General features: G+C 69.8%; 16 protein-coding genes and 1 riboswitch. Of the genes, 10 read left to right on the forward strand and 6 right to left on the reverse strand.

Translation table 11 applies throughout. The annotated features are described in order from the left end of the window. Positions 1 to 50 precede the first annotated feature (50 nt). Both OG406_RS14535 and OG406_RS14540 read left to right on the forward strand, forming a co-directional pair. Positions 51 to 464, forward strand: a complete 414-nt coding sequence (locus tag OG406_RS14535; RefSeq protein WP_081221804.1) for an anti-sigma regulatory factor — start codon at positions 51 to 53, stop codon at positions 462 to 464. Between the two features lie 17 nt (positions 465 to 481). Then, positions 482 to 1,582 (forward strand): RNA polymerase sigma factor SigF, encoded by a 1,101-nt coding sequence (locus OG406_RS14540; protein WP_393631749.1) that lies wholly within the window; start codon positions 482 to 484, stop codon positions 1,580 to 1,582. Between the two features lie 6 nt (positions 1,583 to 1,588). On the opposite strand, the gene OG406_RS14545 is transcribed toward OG406_RS14540, so the two are convergent. Beyond that, a complete protein-coding gene (locus OG406_RS14545; protein ID WP_081219350.1) occupies positions 1,589 to 2,041 on the reverse strand; it encodes a hypothetical protein in 453 nt (150 codons plus the stop codon). Between the two features lie 170 nt (positions 2,042 to 2,211). Here OG406_RS14545 and OG406_RS14550 point away from each other — a divergent pair, with 170 nt between their 5' ends. Beyond that, the gene (locus OG406_RS14550) at positions 2,212 to 3,180 is read left to right on the forward strand and encodes a diacylglycerol/lipid kinase family protein (RefSeq protein WP_081219349.1); all 969 of its coding nucleotides are present in this window, start codon (positions 2,212 to 2,214) and stop codon (positions 3,178 to 3,180) included. Positions 3,181 to 3,497: 317 nt separating this feature from the next. Next, positions 3,498 to 3,755, forward strand: a complete 258-nt coding sequence (locus tag OG406_RS14555; protein ID WP_006380970.1) for a WhiB family transcriptional regulator — start codon at positions 3,498 to 3,500, stop codon at positions 3,753 to 3,755. Between the two features lie 252 nt (positions 3,756 to 4,007). On the opposite strand, the gene OG406_RS14560 is transcribed toward OG406_RS14555, so the two are convergent. Further along, positions 4,008 to 5,474, reverse strand: coding sequence for a sensor histidine kinase (locus OG406_RS14560; RefSeq protein ID WP_164372010.1), 1,467 nt, complete (start codon positions 5,472 to 5,474; stop codon positions 4,008 to 4,010). A gap of 589 nt (positions 5,475 to 6,063) precedes the next feature. Here OG406_RS14560 and nagB point away from each other — a divergent pair. Next, positions 6,064 to 6,849, forward strand: coding sequence for a glucosamine-6-phosphate deaminase (gene nagB / locus OG406_RS14565; protein ID WP_164371967.1), 786 nt, complete (start codon positions 6,064 to 6,066; stop codon positions 6,847 to 6,849). A 97-nt stretch (positions 6,850 to 6,946) separates the two neighbouring features. Here nagB and OG406_RS14570 read toward each other — a convergent pair whose 3' ends face one another. From OG406_RS14570 to OG406_RS14585, 4 genes are all read right to left on the reverse strand, one after another. After that, a complete protein-coding gene (locus OG406_RS14570; RefSeq protein ID WP_329186098.1) occupies positions 6,947 to 8,527 on the reverse strand; it encodes a glycoside hydrolase family 3 protein in 1,581 nt (526 codons plus the stop codon). Positions 8,528 to 8,536: 9 nt separating this feature from the next. Then, on the reverse strand, positions 8,537 to 9,412 hold the full coding sequence (locus OG406_RS14575) for a carbohydrate ABC transporter permease (RefSeq protein ID WP_081219345.1): 876 nt from the start codon (positions 9,410 to 9,412) through the stop codon (positions 8,537 to 8,539). Continuing rightward, positions 9,409 to 10,398: a carbohydrate ABC transporter permease gene (locus OG406_RS14580; protein WP_081219344.1), complete on the reverse strand. Its 990-nt coding sequence runs from the start codon at positions 10,396 to 10,398 to the stop codon at positions 9,409 to 9,411. Before OG406_RS14580 ends, OG406_RS14575 begins: the two co-directional genes overlap by 4 nt. A 145-nt stretch (positions 10,399 to 10,543) precedes the next feature. Next, entirely contained in the window at positions 10,544 to 11,830 is a 1,287-nt protein-coding gene (locus tag OG406_RS14585; RefSeq protein ID WP_164371965.1) for an extracellular solute-binding protein, read from the reverse strand. A gap of 497 nt (positions 11,831 to 12,327) precedes the next feature. Here OG406_RS14585 and OG406_RS14590 point away from each other — a divergent pair, with 497 nt between their 5' ends. The 5 genes from OG406_RS14590 to OG406_RS14610 all read left to right on the forward strand — a co-directional run bounded on the left by OG406_RS14590 (position 12,328) and on the right by OG406_RS14610 (position 19,134). Continuing rightward, entirely contained in the window at positions 12,328 to 13,092 is a 765-nt protein-coding gene (locus OG406_RS14590; RefSeq protein WP_081219342.1) for a GntR family transcriptional regulator, read from the forward strand. Between the two features lie 204 nt (positions 13,093 to 13,296). After that, positions 13,297 to 13,557, forward strand: a complete 261-nt coding sequence (locus tag OG406_RS14595) for a DUF3311 domain-containing protein (protein WP_164371964.1) — start codon at positions 13,297 to 13,299, stop codon at positions 13,555 to 13,557. Then, positions 13,554 to 15,164, forward strand: a complete 1,611-nt coding sequence (gene mctP, locus OG406_RS14600; protein WP_329186100.1) for a monocarboxylate uptake permease MctP — start codon at positions 13,554 to 13,556, stop codon at positions 15,162 to 15,164. The genes OG406_RS14595 and mctP overlap by 4 nt, the downstream gene beginning before the upstream one ends. A gap of 294 nt (positions 15,165 to 15,458) precedes the next feature. Continuing rightward, a riboswitch (cobalamin riboswitch) is annotated at positions 15,459 to 15,598 on the forward strand. Positions 15,599 to 15,733: 135 nt separating this feature from the next. After that, the gene (locus OG406_RS14605) at positions 15,734 to 18,115 is read left to right on the forward strand and encodes a ribonucleoside-diphosphate reductase subunit alpha (protein WP_327408976.1); all 2,382 of its coding nucleotides are present in this window, start codon (positions 15,734 to 15,736) and stop codon (positions 18,113 to 18,115) included. Next, positions 18,115 to 19,134, forward strand: coding sequence for a ribonucleotide-diphosphate reductase subunit beta (locus tag OG406_RS14610; RefSeq protein WP_329186102.1), 1,020 nt, complete (start codon positions 18,115 to 18,117; stop codon positions 19,132 to 19,134). Before OG406_RS14605 ends, OG406_RS14610 begins: the two co-directional genes overlap by 1 nt. Positions 19,135 to 19,481 lie beyond the last annotated feature (347 nt).

Genomic DNA, 19,481 nt, shown 5'->3' on the forward strand with positions numbered 1-19,481 from the left:
CTCGGCCCCCGAGAGAGCTCGAATGAGCTTGTACCACCATGGAGGTGAGGGTGTCCCAGATCGCAGGCGAGCCCGCGACGAAGGACTTCGTGGAAGTCCGGCTGCCGGCCGCGGGTGCCTACCTGTCGGTACTGCGCACGGCCACGGCCGGGCTGGCGGCCCGGTTGGACTTCACCCTCGACGAGATCGAGGATCTGCGCATCGCGGTGGACGAGGCCTGCGCGATCCTGCTGCAGCAGGCCGTTCCCGGCTCCGTCCTCAGCTGTGTCTTCCGGCTCATCGAGGACTCACTGGAGGTCACGGTCTCCGCTCCGACCACCGACGGTCACGCTCCGTCACGGGACACGTTCGCGTGGACCGTACTGTCGGCCCTGGCCGGCAAGGTCGAATCCACCGTCGCCGAGGACAAGACCGTTTCGATCAGTCTCTACAAACAGCGCGGCGCGGGACCCGGGCCGGCGTGAAGGACGGGGACGGGCCGGTGCGGGACGAAGAGCGCGGCACACGGGAGCCCCCCGCGGAGCGCGCCGACGGCCCGGACGGGTCGCGGCACACGGCGGACGGCGTCGACGGCATCCCCGAGCAGGCCCGGCAGCATCCGGAGGGCGGCGCCGGCGAGGTGACCAGCGGGGCCGGCGCCGCGCAGTCCGGGGTCTCCCCCGTCCGGGGAGGTTCTCCCGGTCCGCGCGGTGCCGAGGTCATGGGGGAAGAGCCGCGGGCTCGGGGAATGGTGACGGGCGGGACTATGAGCGAGCACGAGCGAGACGCGGAGCAGAGCGTGCAGGGCACGCAGCACGGGCCGAGCGCCCAGCACATCCGGCACGACCCGCAGGACCGCAGCGCGGCCCGGGCGATGTTCGTCGAGCTGCGCAAGATGCAGGACAGCAGCGCCGAGTACGCGGAGCTGCGCAACCAGCTGGTCCGCATGCATCTGCCGCTCGTGGAGCACCTCGCGCGCCGGTTCCGCAATCGCGGTGAGCCGCTGGACGACCTGACGCAGGTCGCGACGATCGGCCTGATCAAGTCGGTCGACCGCTTCGACCCGGAGCGCGGCGTCGAGTTCTCGACGTACGCGACGCCGACGGTGGTCGGCGAGATCAAGCGTCACTTCCGCGACAAGGGGTGGGCGGTCCGCGTCCCGCGCCGCCTCCAGGAGCTGCGGCTGGCCCTGACCACGGCCACCGCGGAGCTCTCCCAGCTGCACGGCCGGTCCCCGACGGTGCACGAGCTGGCCGAGAAGCTGGCCATCTCGGAGGAGGAGGTCCTGGAGGGCCTGGAGTCCGCGAACGCGTACTCCACGCTGTCCCTGGACGTCCCGGACACGGACGACGAGTCGCCCGCGGTCGCGGACACCCTGGGCGCGGAGGACGAGGCGCTGGAAGGCGTCGAGTACCGGGAGTCGCTCAAGCCGCTGCTGGAGGACCTTCCGCCGCGGGAGAAGCGGATCCTGCTCCTTCGCTTCTTCGGCAACATGACGCAGTCGCAGATCGCGCAGGAGGTCGGCATCTCGCAGATGCACGTCTCCCGGCTGCTGGCCCGCACCTTGGCCCAGCTGCGGGAGAAGCTCCTCGTCGAGGAGTGAGAGCCGCTACTTCTCTTCCTGTACGTCGCCGCCGGGCCCTCGGATACCGAGGGCCCTCGTCGTTGCCGGGTTCACCAGCAGCACCAGGGCGGCCACCGCGACGACCGCGAGGACGATGCCCGCGGGGATCGCGACACTGTCGGCCCGCAGCAGGTTGTAGGCGACGGGCAGGGCCATGACCTGGGTGATGACGGCCGGGCCACGGCTCCAGCCGCGGCGCAGCAGCAGTCCGCGCGCGGCCAGCAGCGGCAGCAGCGCCAGCACGATCAGCGTGACGCCGCCGGTGACGGCCTGCTGCCGGTCGTCGGGGTCGCCCGTGAGGCCGAGGACGAGGATGTAGACGCCGCCCGCCACGAGGGCGAGTCCCTCCAGCGCGGCCAGTGCCGCGGCGGCGGTCAGCCGTCCGGGGCGCGGTTCGGCGAGGGGGGCGTCGGGGGTGGGGTTCTGCTCTCGGCTCACTCCTGAAGAGTAGCCGTCGGCCCCGGACCGCCGGCCGCCCCGGGGGCGGCCGTTCCCCTGCGGGGAAGGCCCGGCGGGCGGTGCGCTGTGGCCCGGCTCACGCCCGGGTCTCTTACCGGACCCCTACCTCGGTCTGGGCCGAGTACCACCCAGTAGGTACGCTGCATCGCATGCGTGCACTTCTCGTGGTCAATCCGGCAGCAACCACCACAAGTGCGCGCACGCGTGATGTCCTGATCCATGCGTTGGCCAGCGAGATGAAGCTGGAGGCCGTGACCACCGAGTACCGCGGGCACGCCCGGGACCTCGGCCGGCAGGCCGCCGACAGCGACGAGATAGACCTGGTCGTGGCCCTCGGCGGGGACGGCACGGTCAACGAGGTCGTGAACGGTCTGCTGCACCGGGGCCCCGACCCGGACGCCCTGCCCCGCCTCGCTGTCGTCCCCGGCGGCTCCACCAATGTCTTCGCCCGGGCGCTCGGTCTGCCGAACGACGCCGTGGAGGCGACCGGAGCCCTGCTGGACGCCCTGCGCGAGGAACGGGAGCGGACCGTGGGCCTCGGCCTCGCCGCAGGGACCCCCGGCACGGAGGACGAGGCCGTCCCCTCCCGCTGGTTCACCTTCTGCGCCGGGCTCGGCTTCGACGCGGGAGTGGTGGGCCGGGTCGAGCAGCAGCGCGAGCTCGGCCGGCGGTCGACGCATGCGCTGTATCTCCGCCAGGTGATGCGGCAGTTTCTGGACGAACCGCACCGCCGGCACGGAACGATCACACTGGAGCGCCCCGGCGCGGACCCGGTGACCGATCTGGTGCTCTCCATCATCTGCAACACCGCGCCGTGGACGTTTCTCGGCAATCGTCCGGTGTACGCGTCGCCTAAGGCCTCGTTCGATACGGGGCTCGACGTACTCGGCCTCAGCCGCATGTCGACGGCCTCGGTTGCCCGGTATGCCACCCAGTTGCTCACTTCGTCCCCCGACCGGGGACCCCGCGGGAAGCACGCCCTCTCCCTGCACGACCTGACGGACTTCACCTTGCATTCGAAGGCCCCGCTGCCCCTCCAGATGGACGGCGACCACCTCGGACTGCGAACCAGCGTGACGTTCACAGGCGTACGCCGTGCACTGCGTGTGATTGTGTGAGCGGAAGGGCCCAAAGTCCTTTCACTCGAACGTTTAGACCAGGGTCCACCCCATGGAAGTACGGCTGTGACCTAGTCGACACCGAGGAATCAAAAAAAACTTTCCAGAAGGGGTTGTATCCGCCGCTGAGGTTTGCGAGTCTCTACGTGGCGCTCGGGACGGCCCGCAACATCGGCCCCACAGAGCACCGGAACCCCTCCTCACATCAAGGACCACACCAGTCCGTCTGGTCGTCGGCCCTTCACTTGTTGAGGGATTCGTGAAAGCGTTCACATTCACAAGCAACGTGCATGTAATACCAAGGAGAGGTAGCAGCCATGGACTGGCGTCACAACGCCGTTTGCCGCGAGGAAGACCCCGAGCTCTTCTTCCCCATCGGCAACACCGGTCCTGCGCTGCTGCAGATCGAGGAAGCCAAGGCCGTCTGCCGCCGCTGCCCCGTCATGGAGCAGTGCCTGCAGTGGGCGCTCGAGTCCGGCCAGGACTCCGGCGTCTGGGGTGGCCTCAGCGAGGACGAGCGCCGCGCAATGAAGCGCCGTGCCGCCCGCAACCGAGCTCGTCAGGCCACCGCCTGACGTTCCACCCCGCACGAGCCTGAGCTTGGCGGCGCGTACAGCGTGTACGCATCTCCCGCCCCCGAGCCGCAGCGCGCAGTACCCCGATGCGCTTGATTGCAACGAGCTTTCAGCCCCGGACCACTTGTGGTCCGGGGCTCATTGCTGTGCGCAGATGGCCCGCATCCGCAGAGGGTCACCCTGAGTGACCGACCGAGCGGTCGTCGACTGCCGCCGTTCGGGGGCCAGTTGTGCGGATCGTGTGGCGATCGGCTACTTGGGCACGCGCACCGGAAGGTCCAGGATCACCTGGGTGCCGCGCTCCGGGGCGGCGACCATGTCGAACGTGCCGCCCAACTCGCCCTCCACCAGCGTCCGTACGATCTGGAGGCCGAGGTTGCCCGAGCGGTGCGGGTCGAAGCCCTCGGGCAGTCCGACCCCGTCGTCCTGGACGGTGACCAGCAGGCGGGCCTCCTTGGCGGTGCCGCCGCGGACCGCCGAGACCTCGACGGTGCCCCGGTCGCCCTCGCGGAAGCCGTGCTCCAGCGCGTTCTGGAGGATCTCGGTGAGGACCATGGACAGCGGGGTGGCGACCTCGGCGTCCAGGATGCCGAAGCGTCCGGTGCGCCGGCCGGTGACCTTGCCGGGGGAGATCTCGGCGACCATGGCGAGCACCCGGTCCGCGATCTCGTCGAACTCGACCCGCTCGTCCAGGTTCTGGGAGAGCGTCTCGTGCACGATCGCGATGGAACCGACCCGGCGCACGGCCTCCTCCAGCGCCTCCCGGCCGCTCTCCGAGTCGATGCGCCGGGCCTGGAGCCGCAACAGGGCGGCGACCGTCTGGAGGTTGTTCTTCACCCGGTGGTGGATCTCCCGGATGGTGGCGTCCTTGGTGATCAACTCGCGCTCGCGGCGGCGCAGTTCGGTGACGTCCCGGAGCAGCACCAGGGATCCGACGCGGGTGCCCTTGGGCTTGAGCGGGATCGCCCGCAGCTGGATCACGCCTTCGGCGCTCTCGATCTCGAACTCGCGGGGCGCCCAGCCGCTGGCGACCTTGGCCAGCGCCTCGTCCACCGGGCCGCGGGACGGGGCGAGTTCGGCGGTGGTGGAGCCGAGGTTGTGGCCGACCAGGTCGGCGGCGAGGCCGAGCCGGTGGTAGGCGGACAGCGCGTTCGGAGAGGCGTACTGGACGACGCCGTCCGCGTCGAGGCGGATCAGTCCGTCGCCGACCCGCGGCGAGGCGTCCATGTCGACCTGCTGGTCGGGGAACGGGAAGGTGCCGGCCGCGATCATCTGGGCGAGGTCGGAGGCGCTCTGCAGATACGTCAGCTCGAGGCGGCTCGGGGTGCGCACGGTGAGCAGGTTGGTGTTGCGGGCGATGACACCGAGGACGCGGCCCTCGCGCCGCACCGGAATGGACTCGACGCGGACCGGGACCTCCTCGCGCCACTCGGGGTCGCCCTCGCGCACGATCCGGCCCTCGTCGAGCGCCGCGTCCAGCAGGGGCCGGCGGCCGCGCGGGACCAGATGGCCGACCATGTCGTCCTGGTACGAGGTCGGGCCCGTGTTCGGCCGCATCTGGGCGACCGAGACATAGCGGGTGCCGTCGCGCGTGGGAACCCACAGCACGAGGTCGGCGAAGGAGAGGTCGGAGAGCAACTGCCACTCCGAGACCAGCAGATGCAGCCACTCGAGATCGGAGTCACCGAGAGCGGTGTGCTGGCGTACGAGGTCGTTCATGGAGGGCACGTGTGCGAGCGTACCCGGCGGATCCGCCCGGACCCCGGTCAGCCGCCCGCAGCGGGCTCGGGAGCAGCGCGTACGGCCCCGGAGACACCCGCGGGCCGCGGCGCCTGGGAGGGACCCTCAACCCTCCCGGCACCGCAGCCCGGAGCAACAACGGCCACGGGGTGTGCGGTCCCGATCTGGCCGAAGAGAGGAGCCGGAGCAGTCAGGGCAGAGAGCGCCGGTTCCTCGGTCCGCCTTCCTGTGCGGGGAAGACGGAGGCTTGTTCAGTTTCTCAAAGCATTGTGGACTAGACCATGGTCCTGCGTCCATGTGTTCGCTGTCCATGCGTCCGCGGATGTTTGTTGTCGTCCGCTTCTCAAACACCCGCGACCGTCCATCAGACTAGCCCGCTTCGGTTCGTGAACGGGCGGGATCGGCGGATGCCGTGGCCGGGCGGGCCTGCGCGTCCGGGGTGCCGCTGCCCCGTCCGGGACGAGCAGGGAGGACGACGGGAGGGTGCCGCTCTGCTAGATTGGTCTATACCACACGTGTCCCCCTTCGGGTTCCAGTTGAGTCCCCTCTCCAGATCGGCAGGCCCAGCGTGGAAGTTGTCATCGTCCCGGACGCCAAGGCGGGCGGCGAGCTGATCGCCGAGGCCATGGCGGAGCTGCTCAGGCGCAAGCCCGACGCCCTGCTCGGCGTGGCCACCGGCTCGACGCCGCTGCCCATCTACGAGGCGCTGGCGGCCACCGTGCGGTCCGGTGCCGTGGACGCCTCGGGCGCGCGCGTGGCGCAGCTCGACGAGTACGTGGGGCTGCCGGCCGAGCACCCCGAGTCCTACCGTTCCGTGCTGCGGCGCGAGGTGCTCGAACCGCTGGGGCTCGGCATGGACGCGTTCATGGGCCCGGACGGCACCGCGGCGGACGTCCAGGCCGCCTGCGAGGCCTACGACGCGGCGCTGGCCGCCGCGGGCGGGGTCGACCTGCAGATCCTGGGCATCGGCACGGACGGGCACATCGGGTTCAACGAACCGTGCTCGTCGCTCGCCTCGCGCACCCGCATCAAGACGCTGACCGAGCAGACCCGGGTGGACAACGCGCGGTTCTTCGAGGGCGACATCGAGCAGGTCCCGCACCACGTCATCACCCAGGGCATCGGCACGATCCTGGAGGCGCGCCACCTCGTGCTCCTCGCCACCGGTGAGGGCAAGGCGGACGCGGTGGCGGCGACGGTCGAGGGGCCGGTCGCGGCGATCTGCCCGGCCTCCGCGCTGCAACTGCACCCGCACGCGACGGTCGTCGTCGACGAGGCCGCCGCGTCCAAGCTGAAGCTCGCGGACTACTTCCGCGCCACCTTCGCCGCCAAGCCGGACTGGCAGGGCATCTAGAGCCTGTCACCCGCGGTCGGCGGACGTACCCATGCCGGTGCCCGGTCCCCCCTGGGGAGACCGGGCACCGGCATGTCCGGCCCGAGGGCCCGCGCGGCTACTCCCCCGCGATGACCTCCGCCGCCGCCTGGCCGCAGACGCGCGCGGCGCCGTGGGTGGCGATGTGGAGGGCGCCGCGGGGCACCGACTGGGGAACGCCCATCTCGACGACAACGCTGTCCGGGCGGGCCGCGAGGAGCGTGTCGAGGGCCGCCGCCATCCAAGGGTGCCGGTGTTCGTCGCGCACCACGGCGACGACCGGGCGGCTGCCGGCCGCGGCGAGGGCCGAGGAGCCGGCGTCCTCGCCGGTGAAGCTGCCGGTCTCCGTGCCGGGGAGCAGCCGGGCCAGTTCGGCGGCCACGCCCCAGGGCGTCTCGTCACCGACCGCGATGTTCGCGACCGGGGTGAGCGCGGCGACGTAGGGCGCCTCGGTCAGCGGTGAGAAGGCCCCGGAGCGGGTCACGGTGAGCGCGCGCCGGGCGGCGACCAGGCCGACGTCCGCGGTGCTGTCGGAACCGGCCGGGCCACCCGCGGAGCTCGCACCGACGGTGACGGTCCGGGCGCCCGAGCCGTTCGACGCGTTCGAACCGTTTGAGCCATTCGTGTGGGAGCGGGAGGCCGCGGCGGCCGCGGCCGTCCACTCGGCGAGCGCGCGGACCCGGTTCGCCGCGTCCGCCAGGCGTTCCTCGGCGAGGTCGCCGGCGCGGACGGCGGCGACGAGGGCGTCCCGCAGGCGGCGCACAGTGTCGTCGTCGGCGAGTCCGCCACCCACGCAGATGGCGTCGGCGCCGGCCGCGATGGCCAGCACGCTGCCGCGCTCGATGCCGTACGTGGCGGCGATGGCCTGCATCTCCATGCCGTCGGTGACGATGAGTCCCTGGTAGCCGAGCTCCTCGCGCAGCAGGCCGGTGAGGATGCGGCGGGAGAGGGTGGCCGGACGGTCCGGGTCCAGGGCCGGGACCAGGATGTGGGCGCTCATCACGGCACGGCTGCCCGCGGCGATCGCGGCACGGAACGGGGCGAGTTCGCGCGTCTGGAGGACCGAGAGGTCCGCGTCGATGCGGGGCAGTGCGTGGTGGGAGTCGACCGCGGTGTCGCCGTGCCCCGGGAAGTGCTTGGTGCAGGCGGCGACGCCGGCGGCCTGGAGGCCGGTGACGTAGGCGGCCGTGTGCCGGGCCACCAGGTCGGTGTCGGCGCCGAAGGACCGTACGCCGATGACCGGGTTGGAGGGGTTGGAGTTCACGTCGGCGGAGGGCGCCCAGTTGAGGTTCACCCCACACGCGGCCAGCCTGCGGCCGAGTTCGAGGGCGACGGCCTCGGTGAGCGCCACGTCGTCGACGGCGCCCAGCGCGTGGTTGCCGGGGAACGACGAACCGGTGCGCACCTCCAGGCGGGTGACGTCGCCGCCCTCTTCGTCGATGGCGACGAGGACGTCGTCACGCTCGGCCCGCAACTGAGCTGTCAGCGCGGCGAGTTGATCGGGTGATGCGATATTGCGGCCGAACAGGCCGACGGAGGCGAGACCTTCACCGAGGCGGCGCAGCAGCCAGTCCGGAGCCGTGGTTCCGGTGAAACCGGGCTGGAGCACGGTGAGGGCGTCGCGCGTCAGGGTGTCTGTACCGCTGGCGAATGTCGTCATCGGGTGGCGTTATCCCTTCACGGCGCCCGCGGTCAGACCCGCGGCCATCTTGCGCTGGACGAGGAGGAACAGGACGACGATCGGCACGGCCATCATGGTGGATCCGGCCATCATCGGGGCGTACTCGGTGCCGTGCTTGGTGGTGAAATTACCGAGCCAGACGGTGGCGGTCTGGTTCTTCTGGCTCATCAGCATCAGGGCGTAGAGGTATTCGTTCCAGGCCTGGATGAACGCGTAGACGGACGTGGCCACCATGCCCGGGGCCAGCAGCGGGAAGACGACGCGCATGAAGGCGCCGGTGCGGCTGCACCCGTCGACCATCGCGGCCTCCTCCAGCTCCTTCGGGATGTTGACGATGAAGCCGCGCAGCGTCCACACCGTGAAGGGGAGGATGAAGGTCAGGTAGGTGATGATCAGGCCGGAGAGCTTGTCGTACTGGTCGAGGTCGTTCAGCAGCAGGAAGACCGGGATGATCATGGCGACCAGCGGGACCATCTGGACCGCGAGGATGCCGACGATCACGACCTTGCGGCCGCGGAAGGCGAAGCGGGAGATGGCCAGCGCGGCCAGCATGCCCACGATGATGCCGACCACGACCACCGAGACGGACACGACGAGGCTGCGGCCGACCGGGCCCCAGAAGTCGGCGATGTCCAGCGCGCGGCGGAAGTTGTCGAGCGTGAGGCCGGTGGGGAACAGGCTGGGGTCGGGGTCGATGGCGTCCTTGGCCGGCTTGAAGGCCGTGTTGAACATCCAGTAGACCGGGAAGCCCGCGGTGAGGAAGACGAGCAGGCCGAGCAGGTTCCAGCCGAGCTTGGACTTGCGGGGACCCGAGGACTTCCGCCCCGCGGCGGACGCACGCCCGGGCGTGGCGACGGCGCTCATTCGACCTCTCCGATCTTCAGCATCTGACGCATGTACACGGCGACCACGCCCAGCAGGAGCAGCACGGTCAGCAGGGCGATCGCCGATCCCTGCGCGTAGTCGTTGACGACGAAGGCGCGGTCGTACGAGTACGTGGTGAGGAGTTGGAACTCGGCCTCGGGGTGGCCGCCGCGCATCACGAAGACCTGCGGGAAGACGCCCATGTCCCAGATGACGGAGAGGGTCGTGAGCATCACGATGATCGGCTTGAGGATCGGCAGCGTGACGTAGCGGAAGACGCCCCAGGAGCCGGCTCCGTCGAGCCGCGCGGCCTCTTCCAGCTCCGCGGGCACCTGGGTGAGTCCGGCGCTGAGCGTGATGACGACGAACGGCACCGCGCCCCAGACGACCAGCAGCATGATCACGGCCAGGCCCTGCGGACCGCTGGCGAACCAGTTGTGGCCGATCATGTCGACGCCGGGGAGCTTGCTGAGCAGCGCGTTGAAGATGCCGTAGTCGGAGTCGAAGAGCCACTTGAAGACCGTGGTGGCGACGATGATGGGCATGCCCCAGCTGGCCACCAGCACGATGTTGATGAGCGTCTTCACCCAGCCGGAGACCCGCTGGAGGAGCAGCGCGATCAGCATGCCGGCGACCATCGTGAAGATGACGGAGCCGCCCGCGAAGATGATCGTCCGGACGACGACCGCCCAGAACTCGCTGTCGCCGAGCACGTTGCTGAAGTTGTCGAAGCCGACGGACTCGGCCGGCTGGAAGCCCCAGAGCTGGGACTGCCCGAACTTCTGGAACGAGAGTGTGACCAGGCGGACCAGCGGGTAGCCGAGGACCAGCGCGAGGATCAGCAGGCAGGGGGCGAGCAGGGCCCAGGGTGTCGCCGGTCCGCCCGAGGTGCGCCGCTTGCGCGGTGCCAGCGGGACGGCCGGTGGCGGTGGCGCCTGCCGCGGTGGCGGCACCTTGGCAGGGGTGGTCGTGTCTGCGGCACTCATCGCGCGCTCCTCAGCGGTCCCTCAGGTCGTACGAAGGCGAAGGCCCGTACGGCCGGGCCCATGGGGCGTGCCCCCGGGCCGGGCCGTACGGCAGGCAGGGCCCCGCCCCTCCGTGACGGAGGACCGACGGGGCCCTGCTCTCAGGTCACTTGGTGTTGATGACCTTGTCGATCTTGGCGTCCGCTTCCTTCGCGGCGTCCTCGACCGACTTCTTGCCGGTGCCGATGCTCTGCAGCATGGTCTGCAGGACCTGGGCCTTCTCGACCTGGCCCCAGCCCGGCGCCATCGGGACGAACCAGTTGGACTCGGCCGCCGTCGCCGGGACGACCGTCTTCGGGTCGTTCTTCAGGGTGGCGAGGTCGGTCTTGTTGTTCGGCAGGTTGCCCTTGGCCATCAGGCCCTTCTGGCCCTTGGCGCCGGTGAACGCGTTGATCCACTCGGCGGCGACGGCCTGCGCCTTCGACTTCACCGGGACGGCGAGGTCGGAGCCGCCCAGGAAGACCGGGAGGTTCTTGCCGGACGGGCCGGGCATCACGAAGTTCTCGAGGTTGCCCTTGAGCTTGCCGGTCTTGTCGCTCTTCGGGTCCTCGGCGGTCGCGCCCTCCCAGGCGGCACCGAAGATCATGCCGGACTTGCCCTGGCCGTAGACGATGTAACGGTCGGACTCGTCCTTGGTCTTGTCGCCGTGCATGTACTTGTCGACGACGTTCTTGAACTCGGTGAGGCCCTTGACCGACTCGGGCGAGGAGAGGTTGGCCTTCCACTGGCCGCCCTCCTCCTTCGCGATGGAGCCGCCTGCGTCGTAGACGAAGGACATGGCCGCGTACCAGTCACGGGTGGGCTGGTACCAGGCGCTGAACTTGCTGCCCTCCTTCTTCTGGATCTTGTCCAGGGCGGAGGTCAGTTCCGCGTACGTCTTCGGCGGGGTCTTCACGCCGACCGAAGCCGCGATGTCCTTGCGCCAGTTGCCGACGCGGCCACCCGCGTAGTACGGCACGCCGTAGGTCTTGCCGTCGTACGTGACGGAGGCCTTGAGGCCGTCCAGCCAGGCGTCCGAGTTCTCGAGCTTCGACGTGTCCAGGGGAGCGAAGGCGCCCTTGACCATGTAGCCGAGCATCTCGGTGTTGCCCATCTCGACCACGTCGGGCACCTTGTCGGTGGCGAGGACGGCGTCGAGCTTGGTGTTCTTGTCCGGCCAGCCGTAGTACTCGTGGTTGATCTTGATGCCGGGGTGCTTCGCCTTGATGGCCGCGTCGGCCGCCTTGACCAGCTCGGGCCAGTTGTTCTGCGCGTCGACCGTGAGCCAGACCGTCAGGGCCTTCGTGTCCCCGGCCTTGTCCGACCCCCCGGACTTGTCGTCACTGTCCCCGCACGCCGCGATGGAGAACATCATGCCCGCGATACCGATCGCGGCTATCAGCTTGCGCTTCACGCCACCCTCCTCAGGGATGCCACAAACCCCCCTGCTCCCCCGCGGTGACATACGACGTGTGACCGCCCGTGGGGCCGGGACTGGACCAATGGTGTAGACCAGTACGGGGAGCTTGGCCTAGACCTAGAGGGGTGTCAAGGGTGTGTAAGCCCGTCCAGTCGGCCGTTATGGGACCTACATATGCAAGGACCTTTAAGTAGGTAAGCGGCATAAATGGCGGGGGCGTTCGGGAACCACCGGGAGACGGCGGCCGAACCGCCGGCACACCCCGGGTGACCCGCCCGTACGTCCGCGGAGACCGCGTCACGGGGCCCGTCCGTACCGCCGCGCGCACGATCACGCCCGCGCGATGGACTAGACCAACAGGAACACCGACGGTATATAGAGGGGATCACGGAGCGTGCGGGGGGACACTCGCACGAGAAGCCGTGCCACGATGTGAGCCGTGACCGACGGAACGTCGGTCGCTTCGGCATCCGGAGCCGGGAAGGCGGAGCATGAGCACCGACGTCAGCAGTGCGGAGAACGAGGGTGGGGCGCCCATCCGTACCGCGCGCGTGCCCAAGTACTACCGTCTCAAGAAACACCTGCTCGACATGACGGAGACCCTTCCGCCCGGGACACCCGTGCCGCCCGAGCGCACGCTCGCCGCGGAGTTCGACACCTCGCGCACCACCGTGCGGCAGGCGCTCCAGGAGCTGGTCGTCGAGGGCCGCCTCGAACGGATCCAGGGCAAGGGCACCTTCGTCGCCAAGCCCAAGGTGTCGCAGGCGCTCCAACTCACCTCGTACACCGAGGACATGCGCGCCCAGGGTCTCGAACCCACCTCTCAGCTCCTGGACATCGGCTACATCACCGCGGACGACGCGCTCGCCGGCCTGCTCGACATCTCGGCCGGCGGCCGGGTGCTGCGCATCGAGCGGCTGCGCCTCGCGAGCGGCGAACCGATGGCGATCGAGACGACCCACCTGTCCGCCAAGCGCTTCCCCGCCCTGCGCCGTTCGCTCGTCAAGTACACCTCTCTCTACACCGCGCTCGCCGAGGTCTACGACGTCCATCTCGCCGAGGCCGAGGAGACCATCGAGACCTCGCTGGCCACACCGCGCGAGGCCGGACTGCTCGGCACCGACGTGGGCCTGCCCATGCTGATGCTCTCCCGCCACTCGCTCGACAAGCTGGGCGAGCCGGTGGAATGGGTGCGGTCGGTGTACCGCGGCGACCGGTACAAGTTCGTCGCGCGCCTCAAGCGGCCTACGGACTGAGCGAGTTCGGGCGGCGCGCCGCCGCCCGCACGGGCCACCGGGGGCGGGACCGCGCCCGGCGGTCCCGCCGTCCCCCGAGGGCGCCGTCCGGCACGCACACCAAGCCTCCACACCGGCGCTCCGAGCAGGGGTTCCCTAAAGCTGAACCGTCGCCTAGATTGCCTGCGCGTTACACAGGTGATCGCGAGGGGACGGAGCCGCCGTATGTCAGACCTGCCCGAAGTGAAACCACCGGTGGTGACACCGGTCCGCGTGGTGATCGCGCTCTGCCTCGTCGCGCCCTTCGTCGCGATGCTGTGGGTCGGTTCCTACGCCAAGACCGACCCGACCTTCATCGGCATCCCGTTCTTCTACTGGTACCAGATGCTGTGGGTGCTCCTCTCTACGGTGCTGACGGTGACCGCGCACCAGCTCTGGCGGCGTGACCAGCGGGCCCGCGCGGCCAAGGGAGGGACCGGAGCATGAACGACGGTGTGAACGGCGTCGCTCTGGGCGTCTTCATCTTCTTCTTCCTGGCCGTCACGGTCATGGGCTTCCTGGCCGCGCGCTGGCGCAAGGCCGACAACGAACACAGCCTCGACGAATGGGGCCTGGGCGGGCGGTCGTTCGGCACCTGGGTCACCTGGTTCCTGCTCGGCGGCGACCTCTACACGGCGTACACCTTCGTCGCCGTCCCCGCGGCGATCTACGCGGCGGGCGCGGCCGGCTTCTTCGCCGTGCCCTACACGATCCTCGTGTACCCGTTGATCTTCACGTTCCTGCCCCGCCTGTGGTCGGTCTCCCACAAGCACGGCTATGTGACGACCTCGGACTTCGTGCGCGGCCGGTTCGGCTCCAAGAGCCTGTCGCTGGCCGTGGCCGTCACCGGCATCCTCGCGACCATGCCGTACATCGCGCTCCAACTGGTCGGCATCCAGGCCGTCCTCGACGTGATGGGCGTGGGCGGCGGCGAGAACACCAACTGGTTCGTCAAGGACCTGCCGCTCCTCATCGCCTTCGGCGTGCTGGCCGCGTACACCTACTCCTCGGGTCTGCGGGCCCCCGCGCTGATCGCGTTCGTGAAGGACACCCTGATCTACATCGTGATCGCGGTGGCCATCATCTACATCCCGATCAAGCTCGGCGGCTTCGACGAGATCTTCAAGGCGGCCGGCGACAAGTACACGGCGGCCGGCGCCGGCGGGGTCGTCCCGCCCGCGGCGGGCCAGTGGACCTACGCCACGCTCGCGCTGGGCTCGGCGCTGGCGCTGTTCATGTATCCGCACTCCATCACCGCGACGCTGTCCAGCCGCAGCCGCGAGGTGATCCGCCGCAACACGACCATCCTGCCCCTGTACTCGCTGATGCTGGGGCTGCTCGCCCTGCTCGGGTTCATGGCCATCGCGGCCGGCGTGAAGGTGCAGAACGGCCAGCTCGCCATCCCGCAGCTCTTCGAGACCATGTTCCCGGACTGGTTCGCGGGCGTGGCCTTCGCCGCCATCGGCATCGGGGCCCTCGTCCCGGCGGCCATCATGTCGATCGCGGCCGCGAACCTCTTCACCCGCAACATCTACAAGGACTTCATCAAGCCGGACGCGACGCCGAAGGAGGAGACCCGGGTCTCCAAGATCGTCTCGCTGCTGGTGAAGGTGGGCGCGCTGGTCTTCGTCCTGACGATGGACAAGACCGTCGCGATCAACTTCCAGCTGCTGGGCGGCATCTGGATCCTGCAGACCTTCCCCGCGCTGGTCGGCGGCCTGTTCACGCGCTGGTTCCACCGCTGGGCGCTGCTGGGCGGCTGGGCGGTCGGCATGGTCTACGGGACGCTCGCCGCCTACGGGGTGGCCTCGCCGACCCAGAAGCACTTCGGCGGCAGCTCCAAGGAGATCCCCGGCATCGGGGAGATCGGCTACATCGGCCTCACGGCGTTCGTCATGAACGTGGTCGTCTCCGTCGTCCTCACCTTCGTCCTGCGGGCGCTGAAGGCGCCGGACGGCATCGACGAGACCTCGCCCGAGGACTACACGGCCGACGCGGGCGACGCCGGGGTCGCGACCGAACTCCCGCCGGCCACGGCGGACGCGAGCCACTGACCCGACGCGCCCGCCCTGGAAACAGGGCGGGCGCGACGCGCACGGACACGGGCCGCCGGAGAGGGCATCCGGCGGCCCGTCGCCGTGTCCGTCCGACGGCCCCGCCCGCGCGCCCGCACCGGGGAGCCGGGCGGCGTCACGGGGCCGTGCGGCGACGGCGTGGGCGGCGCGTCCGGAGCCCGGCGACCTCCGGCCGCTCACCTACGAGTTGACCCTCCGGCACGCTCCGTAGCGCTCTCCGGCACCGACACGACACAACATGTGGGGGTGCTCCCTGAGCCCGGCACAAGATGTATGCTCGTGCTCGCTGTCGTCGCAGGGGAATCCGGTGCGAATCCGGAACTGTCCCGCAACGGTGTACTTGTGCGTGTTCGTGTATTGGACGTGCTCGCACACGTCTCAGTCCGAGGACCTGCCGACAGCGCACCCCGGCCACCCGGCCCGGGTGCCGACGACGTCCGGGCCTCGCGGAATGGGCCGGTGGACGCGGTGCGCTGGCTGCCCAGAAGCGCTTCCGTGTGCCCCCGTGCTCCCCGACAGGCCCCGTGCCGAGCGAGGGAGAGCCCCACGTGACCATCGCGCCAGCAGATCCGGCTTCAGTGACCGAGCACCAGGCCCCGGTGGAGACCGACGGCCCCGGAGCCGCGCTGCTGCGGACCCTGACCGACCTCACCGCCGACCTCGCCGACGCCGACCCCGGCCGGGTCGCCGCCGCGGCGCTGCGTGGCCGGTCCGCCCGCGCCGACGAGGCCGAACTGCGCGAACTGGCCACGGAGGCGGCCGCCGGACTCATCTCCGAGGACCCGGTCTACTCCCGGCTCGCCGCCCGGCTGCTCACCATCAGCATCGCCGCCGAGGCCAGGTCCCAGGGCGTCACGACCTTCTCCGAGTCGGTCGCCGTCGGCCACCGCGAGGGACTGGTCGCCGACCGCACCGCCGACTTCGTCCGGCTGCACACCGCCCGGCTCGACGCGATGATCGACACGGCCGGCGACGACCGCTTCGGCTACTTCGGTCTCCGTACGCTGCACAGCCGTTACCTGCTCCGCCACCCCATCACCCGCAAGGTCGTCGAGACGCCCCAGCACTTCATGCTGCGGGTCGCCTCCGGCCTCGCCGAGGACGACACGGCACGCGCCGTCGACGAAGTCTCCGCGCTCTACGGGCTCATGAGCCGGCTCGACTACCTCCCGTCCTCCCCCACGCTCTTCAACTCCGGTACGCGGCACCCGCAGATGTCGTCCTGCTACCTCCTCGACTCCCCGCAGGACGAGCTGGACTCCATCTACGACCGCTACCACCAGGTCGCCCGGCTGTCGAAGCACGCCGGCGGCATCGGTCTGTCGTACTCCCGCATCCGGTCGCGCGGTTCGCTGATCCGCGGCACCAACGGGCACTCCAACGGCATCGTCCCGTTCCTCAAGACCCTCGACGCCTCGGTCGCCGCGGTGAACCAGGGCGGTCGCCGCAAGGGCGCTGCCGCCGTGTACCTGGAGACCTGGCACTCCGACATCGAGGAGTTCCTGGAGCTGCGCGACAACACCGGTGAGGACGCCCGGCGTACGCACAACCTGAACCTCGCCCACTGGATCCCGGACGAGTTCATGCGCCGGGTGAACGAGGACGGCGTCTGGTCGCTCTTCTCCCCCTCGGACGTGCCCGAGCTGGTCGACCTGTGGGGCGACGCGTTCGATGCCGCCTACCGCAAGGCCGAGGAGGCGGGTCTCGCCAAGAAGACCATCCCGGCCCGCGACCTGTACGGCCGCATGATGCGCACCCTCGCGCAGACCGGCAACGGCTGGATGACCTTCAAGGACGCCGCCAACCGCACCGCCAACCAGACGGCGGAGCCCGGCCACACCGTCCACTCCTCGAACCTGTGCACCGAGATCCTGGAGGTCACGGACGACGGGGAGACCGCGGTCTGCAACCTGGGCTCGGTCAACCTCGGCGCGTTCGTCGTCGGTGACGACATCGACTGGGAGCGGCTCGACGAGACCGTGCGCACCGCGGTCACCTTCCTCGACCGGGTCGTGGACATCAACTTCTACCCGACCGAGCAGGCGGGGCGCTCCAACTCCCGCTGGCGTCCGGTCGGTCTGGGCGCGATGGGCCTCCAGGACGTCTTCTTCAAGCTGCGGCTGCCCTTCGACTCGCCGCAGGCGCGCGCCCTGTCCACCCGGATCGCCGAGCGCATCATGCTCGCCGCCTACGAGGCCTCCGCGGACCTCGCCGAGCGCAACGGGCCGCTCCCCGCCTGGGAGAAGACCCGTACCGCTCGCGGTGTGCTGCACCCCGACCACTTCGACGTCGAGCTGAACTGGCCGGAGCGCTGGGCGGCGCTGCGGCAGCGGATCGCCGAGGTCGGCATGCGCAACTCGCTGCTCCTCGCCATCGCGCCGACCGCCACCATCGCGTCCATCGCGGGCGTCTACGAGTGCATCGAGCCGCAGGTGTCGAACCTGTTCAAGCGCGAGACACTCTCCGGCGAGTTCCTCCAGGTCAACTCCTACCTGGTGGCCGAGCTGAAGAAGCTCGGCGTGTGGGACGCGCAGACCCGTGAGGCGCTGCGCGAGTCCAGCGGCTCGGTGCAGGGCTTCACCTGGGTGCCGCAGGACGTCCGCGACCTGTACCGCACGGCGTGGGAGATCCCGCAGCGCGGCCTGATCGACATGGCCGCCGCGCGGACCCCGTTCCTGGACCAGGCGCAGTCCCTGAACCTGTTCCTGGAGACGCCGACCATCGGCAAGCTCTCCTCGATGTACTCCTACGCCTGGAAGTCGGGTCTGAAGACCACGTACTACCTGCGGTCCCGTCCCGCGACGCGCATCGCCCGCGCCGCCCAGGCCCAGGCGCAGCCCGAGAAGACCATCCCCGTCCAGCAGGTCGCCGACCCCGACGCCGTCGCCTGCTCCCTGGAAAACCCCGAGTCTTGCGAGGCCTGCCAGTAATGACCGACACCCAGCACGAGAAGAACCTGCTCGACCCGGGCTTCGAACTGACTCTCCGTCCCATGCGCTACCCGGACTTCTACGAGCGCTACCGGGACGCGATCAAGAACACCTGGACCGTCGAGGAGGTCGACCTCCACTCGGACGTCGCCGACCTCGCGAAGCTGACGCCGGGTGAGCAGCACATGATCGGCCGGCTGGTCGCGTTCTTCGCGACGGGCGACTCGATCGTGTCGAACAACCTCGTGCTGACCCTGTACAAGCACATCAACTCCCCCGAGGCGCGGCTCTACCTGAGCCGTCAGCTGTTCGAGGAGGCCGTGCACGTCCAGTTCTATCTGACGCTGCTCGACACGTACCTGCCCGACCCCGCGGACCGCGCGGCGGCCTTCGACGCGGTCGAGAACATCCCGTCCATCCGCGAGAAGGCGCAGTTCTGCTTCAAGTGGATGGACTCGGTCGAGAAGATGGACCGGCTGGAGACGCAGGCCGACCGCCGCCGCTTCCTGCTGAACCTGATCTGCTTCGCCGCGTGCATCGAGGGCCTCTTCTTCTACGGTGCCTTCGCGTACGTCTACTGGTTCCGCAGCCGGGGTCTGCTGCACGGCCTGGCGACCGGCACCAACTGGGTGTTCCGCGACGAGACGATGCACATGAGCTTCGCCTTCGAGGTCGTGGACACCGTCCGCAAGGAGGAGCCGGAGCTCTTCGACGACCGGCTCCAGGAGCAGGTGACCGACATGCTGCGCGAGGCCGTCGAGGCCGAGCTGCAGTTCGGGCGCGACCTGTGCGGTGAGGGCCTGCCGGGGATGAACACCGACTCGATGCGGCAGTACCTGGAGTGCGTCGCCGACCAGCGCCTGCAGCGGCTGGGCTTCGCGCCGGTGTACGGCTCGGAGAACCCGTTCTCCTTCATGGAGCTCCAGGGTGTCCAGGAGCTGACGAACTTCTTCGAGCGCCGCCCGTCGGCGTACCAGGTCGCGGTGGAGGGTTCGGTCGACCTCGACGAGGACTTCTGACCGTTCGTCACCGAACCGGTCGCCCGACCGGACGTCAGCGTTGAGAGCCGGGGCGCGCACGCGTGACCGGTGAGAGCCGGGCCGCCTGTGCGGCCCGGCTTTCGTCACGTGCTGCCCCCGGGCCGCCAATCCCCGTTCCAATCCCCGTCCATGGAGCGGCAAAGTTCTGCGGGCACGGCTGTTCGCAGGTCGCCGGGCCCGGCTACGTTCTGGCCGTCCCGCCGTATCGCCCGACAGCGGCACGGCAGGACAACTGGATTGGCATGCCCATGACGTATTGCACGACAGGGCGCGGGTCGCCTCGGAGCACCTCTCCGTGAACCGCGCTACGCGCGTCATGAGCCGGT

Origin of the sequence: Streptomyces sp. NBC_01428 (genome assembly GCF_036231965.1) — a bacterium.
In the GTDB taxonomy this organism is placed as follows: Bacteria; Actinomycetota; Actinomycetes; order Streptomycetales; family Streptomycetaceae; genus Streptomyces.

Excerpts from the sequence above, each read along its gene's own strand:
- OG406_RS14550 (WP_081219349.1), top strand. The coding sequence starts at position 2,212 with ATGCGTGCACTTCTCGTGGTCAATCCGGCAGCAACCACCACAAGTGCG.
- OG406_RS14555 (WP_006380970.1), top strand. The coding sequence starts at position 3,498 with ATGGACTGGCGTCACAACGCCGTTTGCCGCGAGGAAGACCCCGAGCTC.
- OG406_RS14560 (WP_164372010.1), bottom strand. The coding sequence starts at position 5,474 with ATGAACGACCTCGTACGCCAGCACACCGCTCTCGGTGACTCCGATCTC.
- OG406_RS14570 (WP_329186098.1), bottom strand. The coding sequence starts at position 8,527 with ATGACGACATTCGCCAGCGGTACAGACACCCTGACGCGCGACGCCCTC.
- OG406_RS14575 (WP_081219345.1), bottom strand. The coding sequence starts at position 9,412 with ATGAGCGCCGTCGCCACGCCCGGGCGTGCGTCCGCCGCGGGGCGGAAG.
- OG406_RS14580 (WP_081219344.1), bottom strand. The coding sequence starts at position 10,398 with ATGAGTGCCGCAGACACGACCACCCCTGCCAAGGTGCCGCCACCGCGG.
- OG406_RS14590 (WP_081219342.1), top strand. The coding sequence starts at position 12,328 with ATGAGCACCGACGTCAGCAGTGCGGAGAACGAGGGTGGGGCGCCCATC.
- OG406_RS14595 (WP_164371964.1), top strand. The coding sequence starts at position 13,297 with ATGTCAGACCTGCCCGAAGTGAAACCACCGGTGGTGACACCGGTCCGC.
- mctP (WP_329186100.1), top strand. The coding sequence starts at position 13,554 with ATGAACGACGGTGTGAACGGCGTCGCTCTGGGCGTCTTCATCTTCTTC.
- OG406_RS14610 (WP_329186102.1), top strand. The coding sequence starts at position 18,115 with ATGACCGACACCCAGCACGAGAAGAACCTGCTCGACCCGGGCTTCGAA.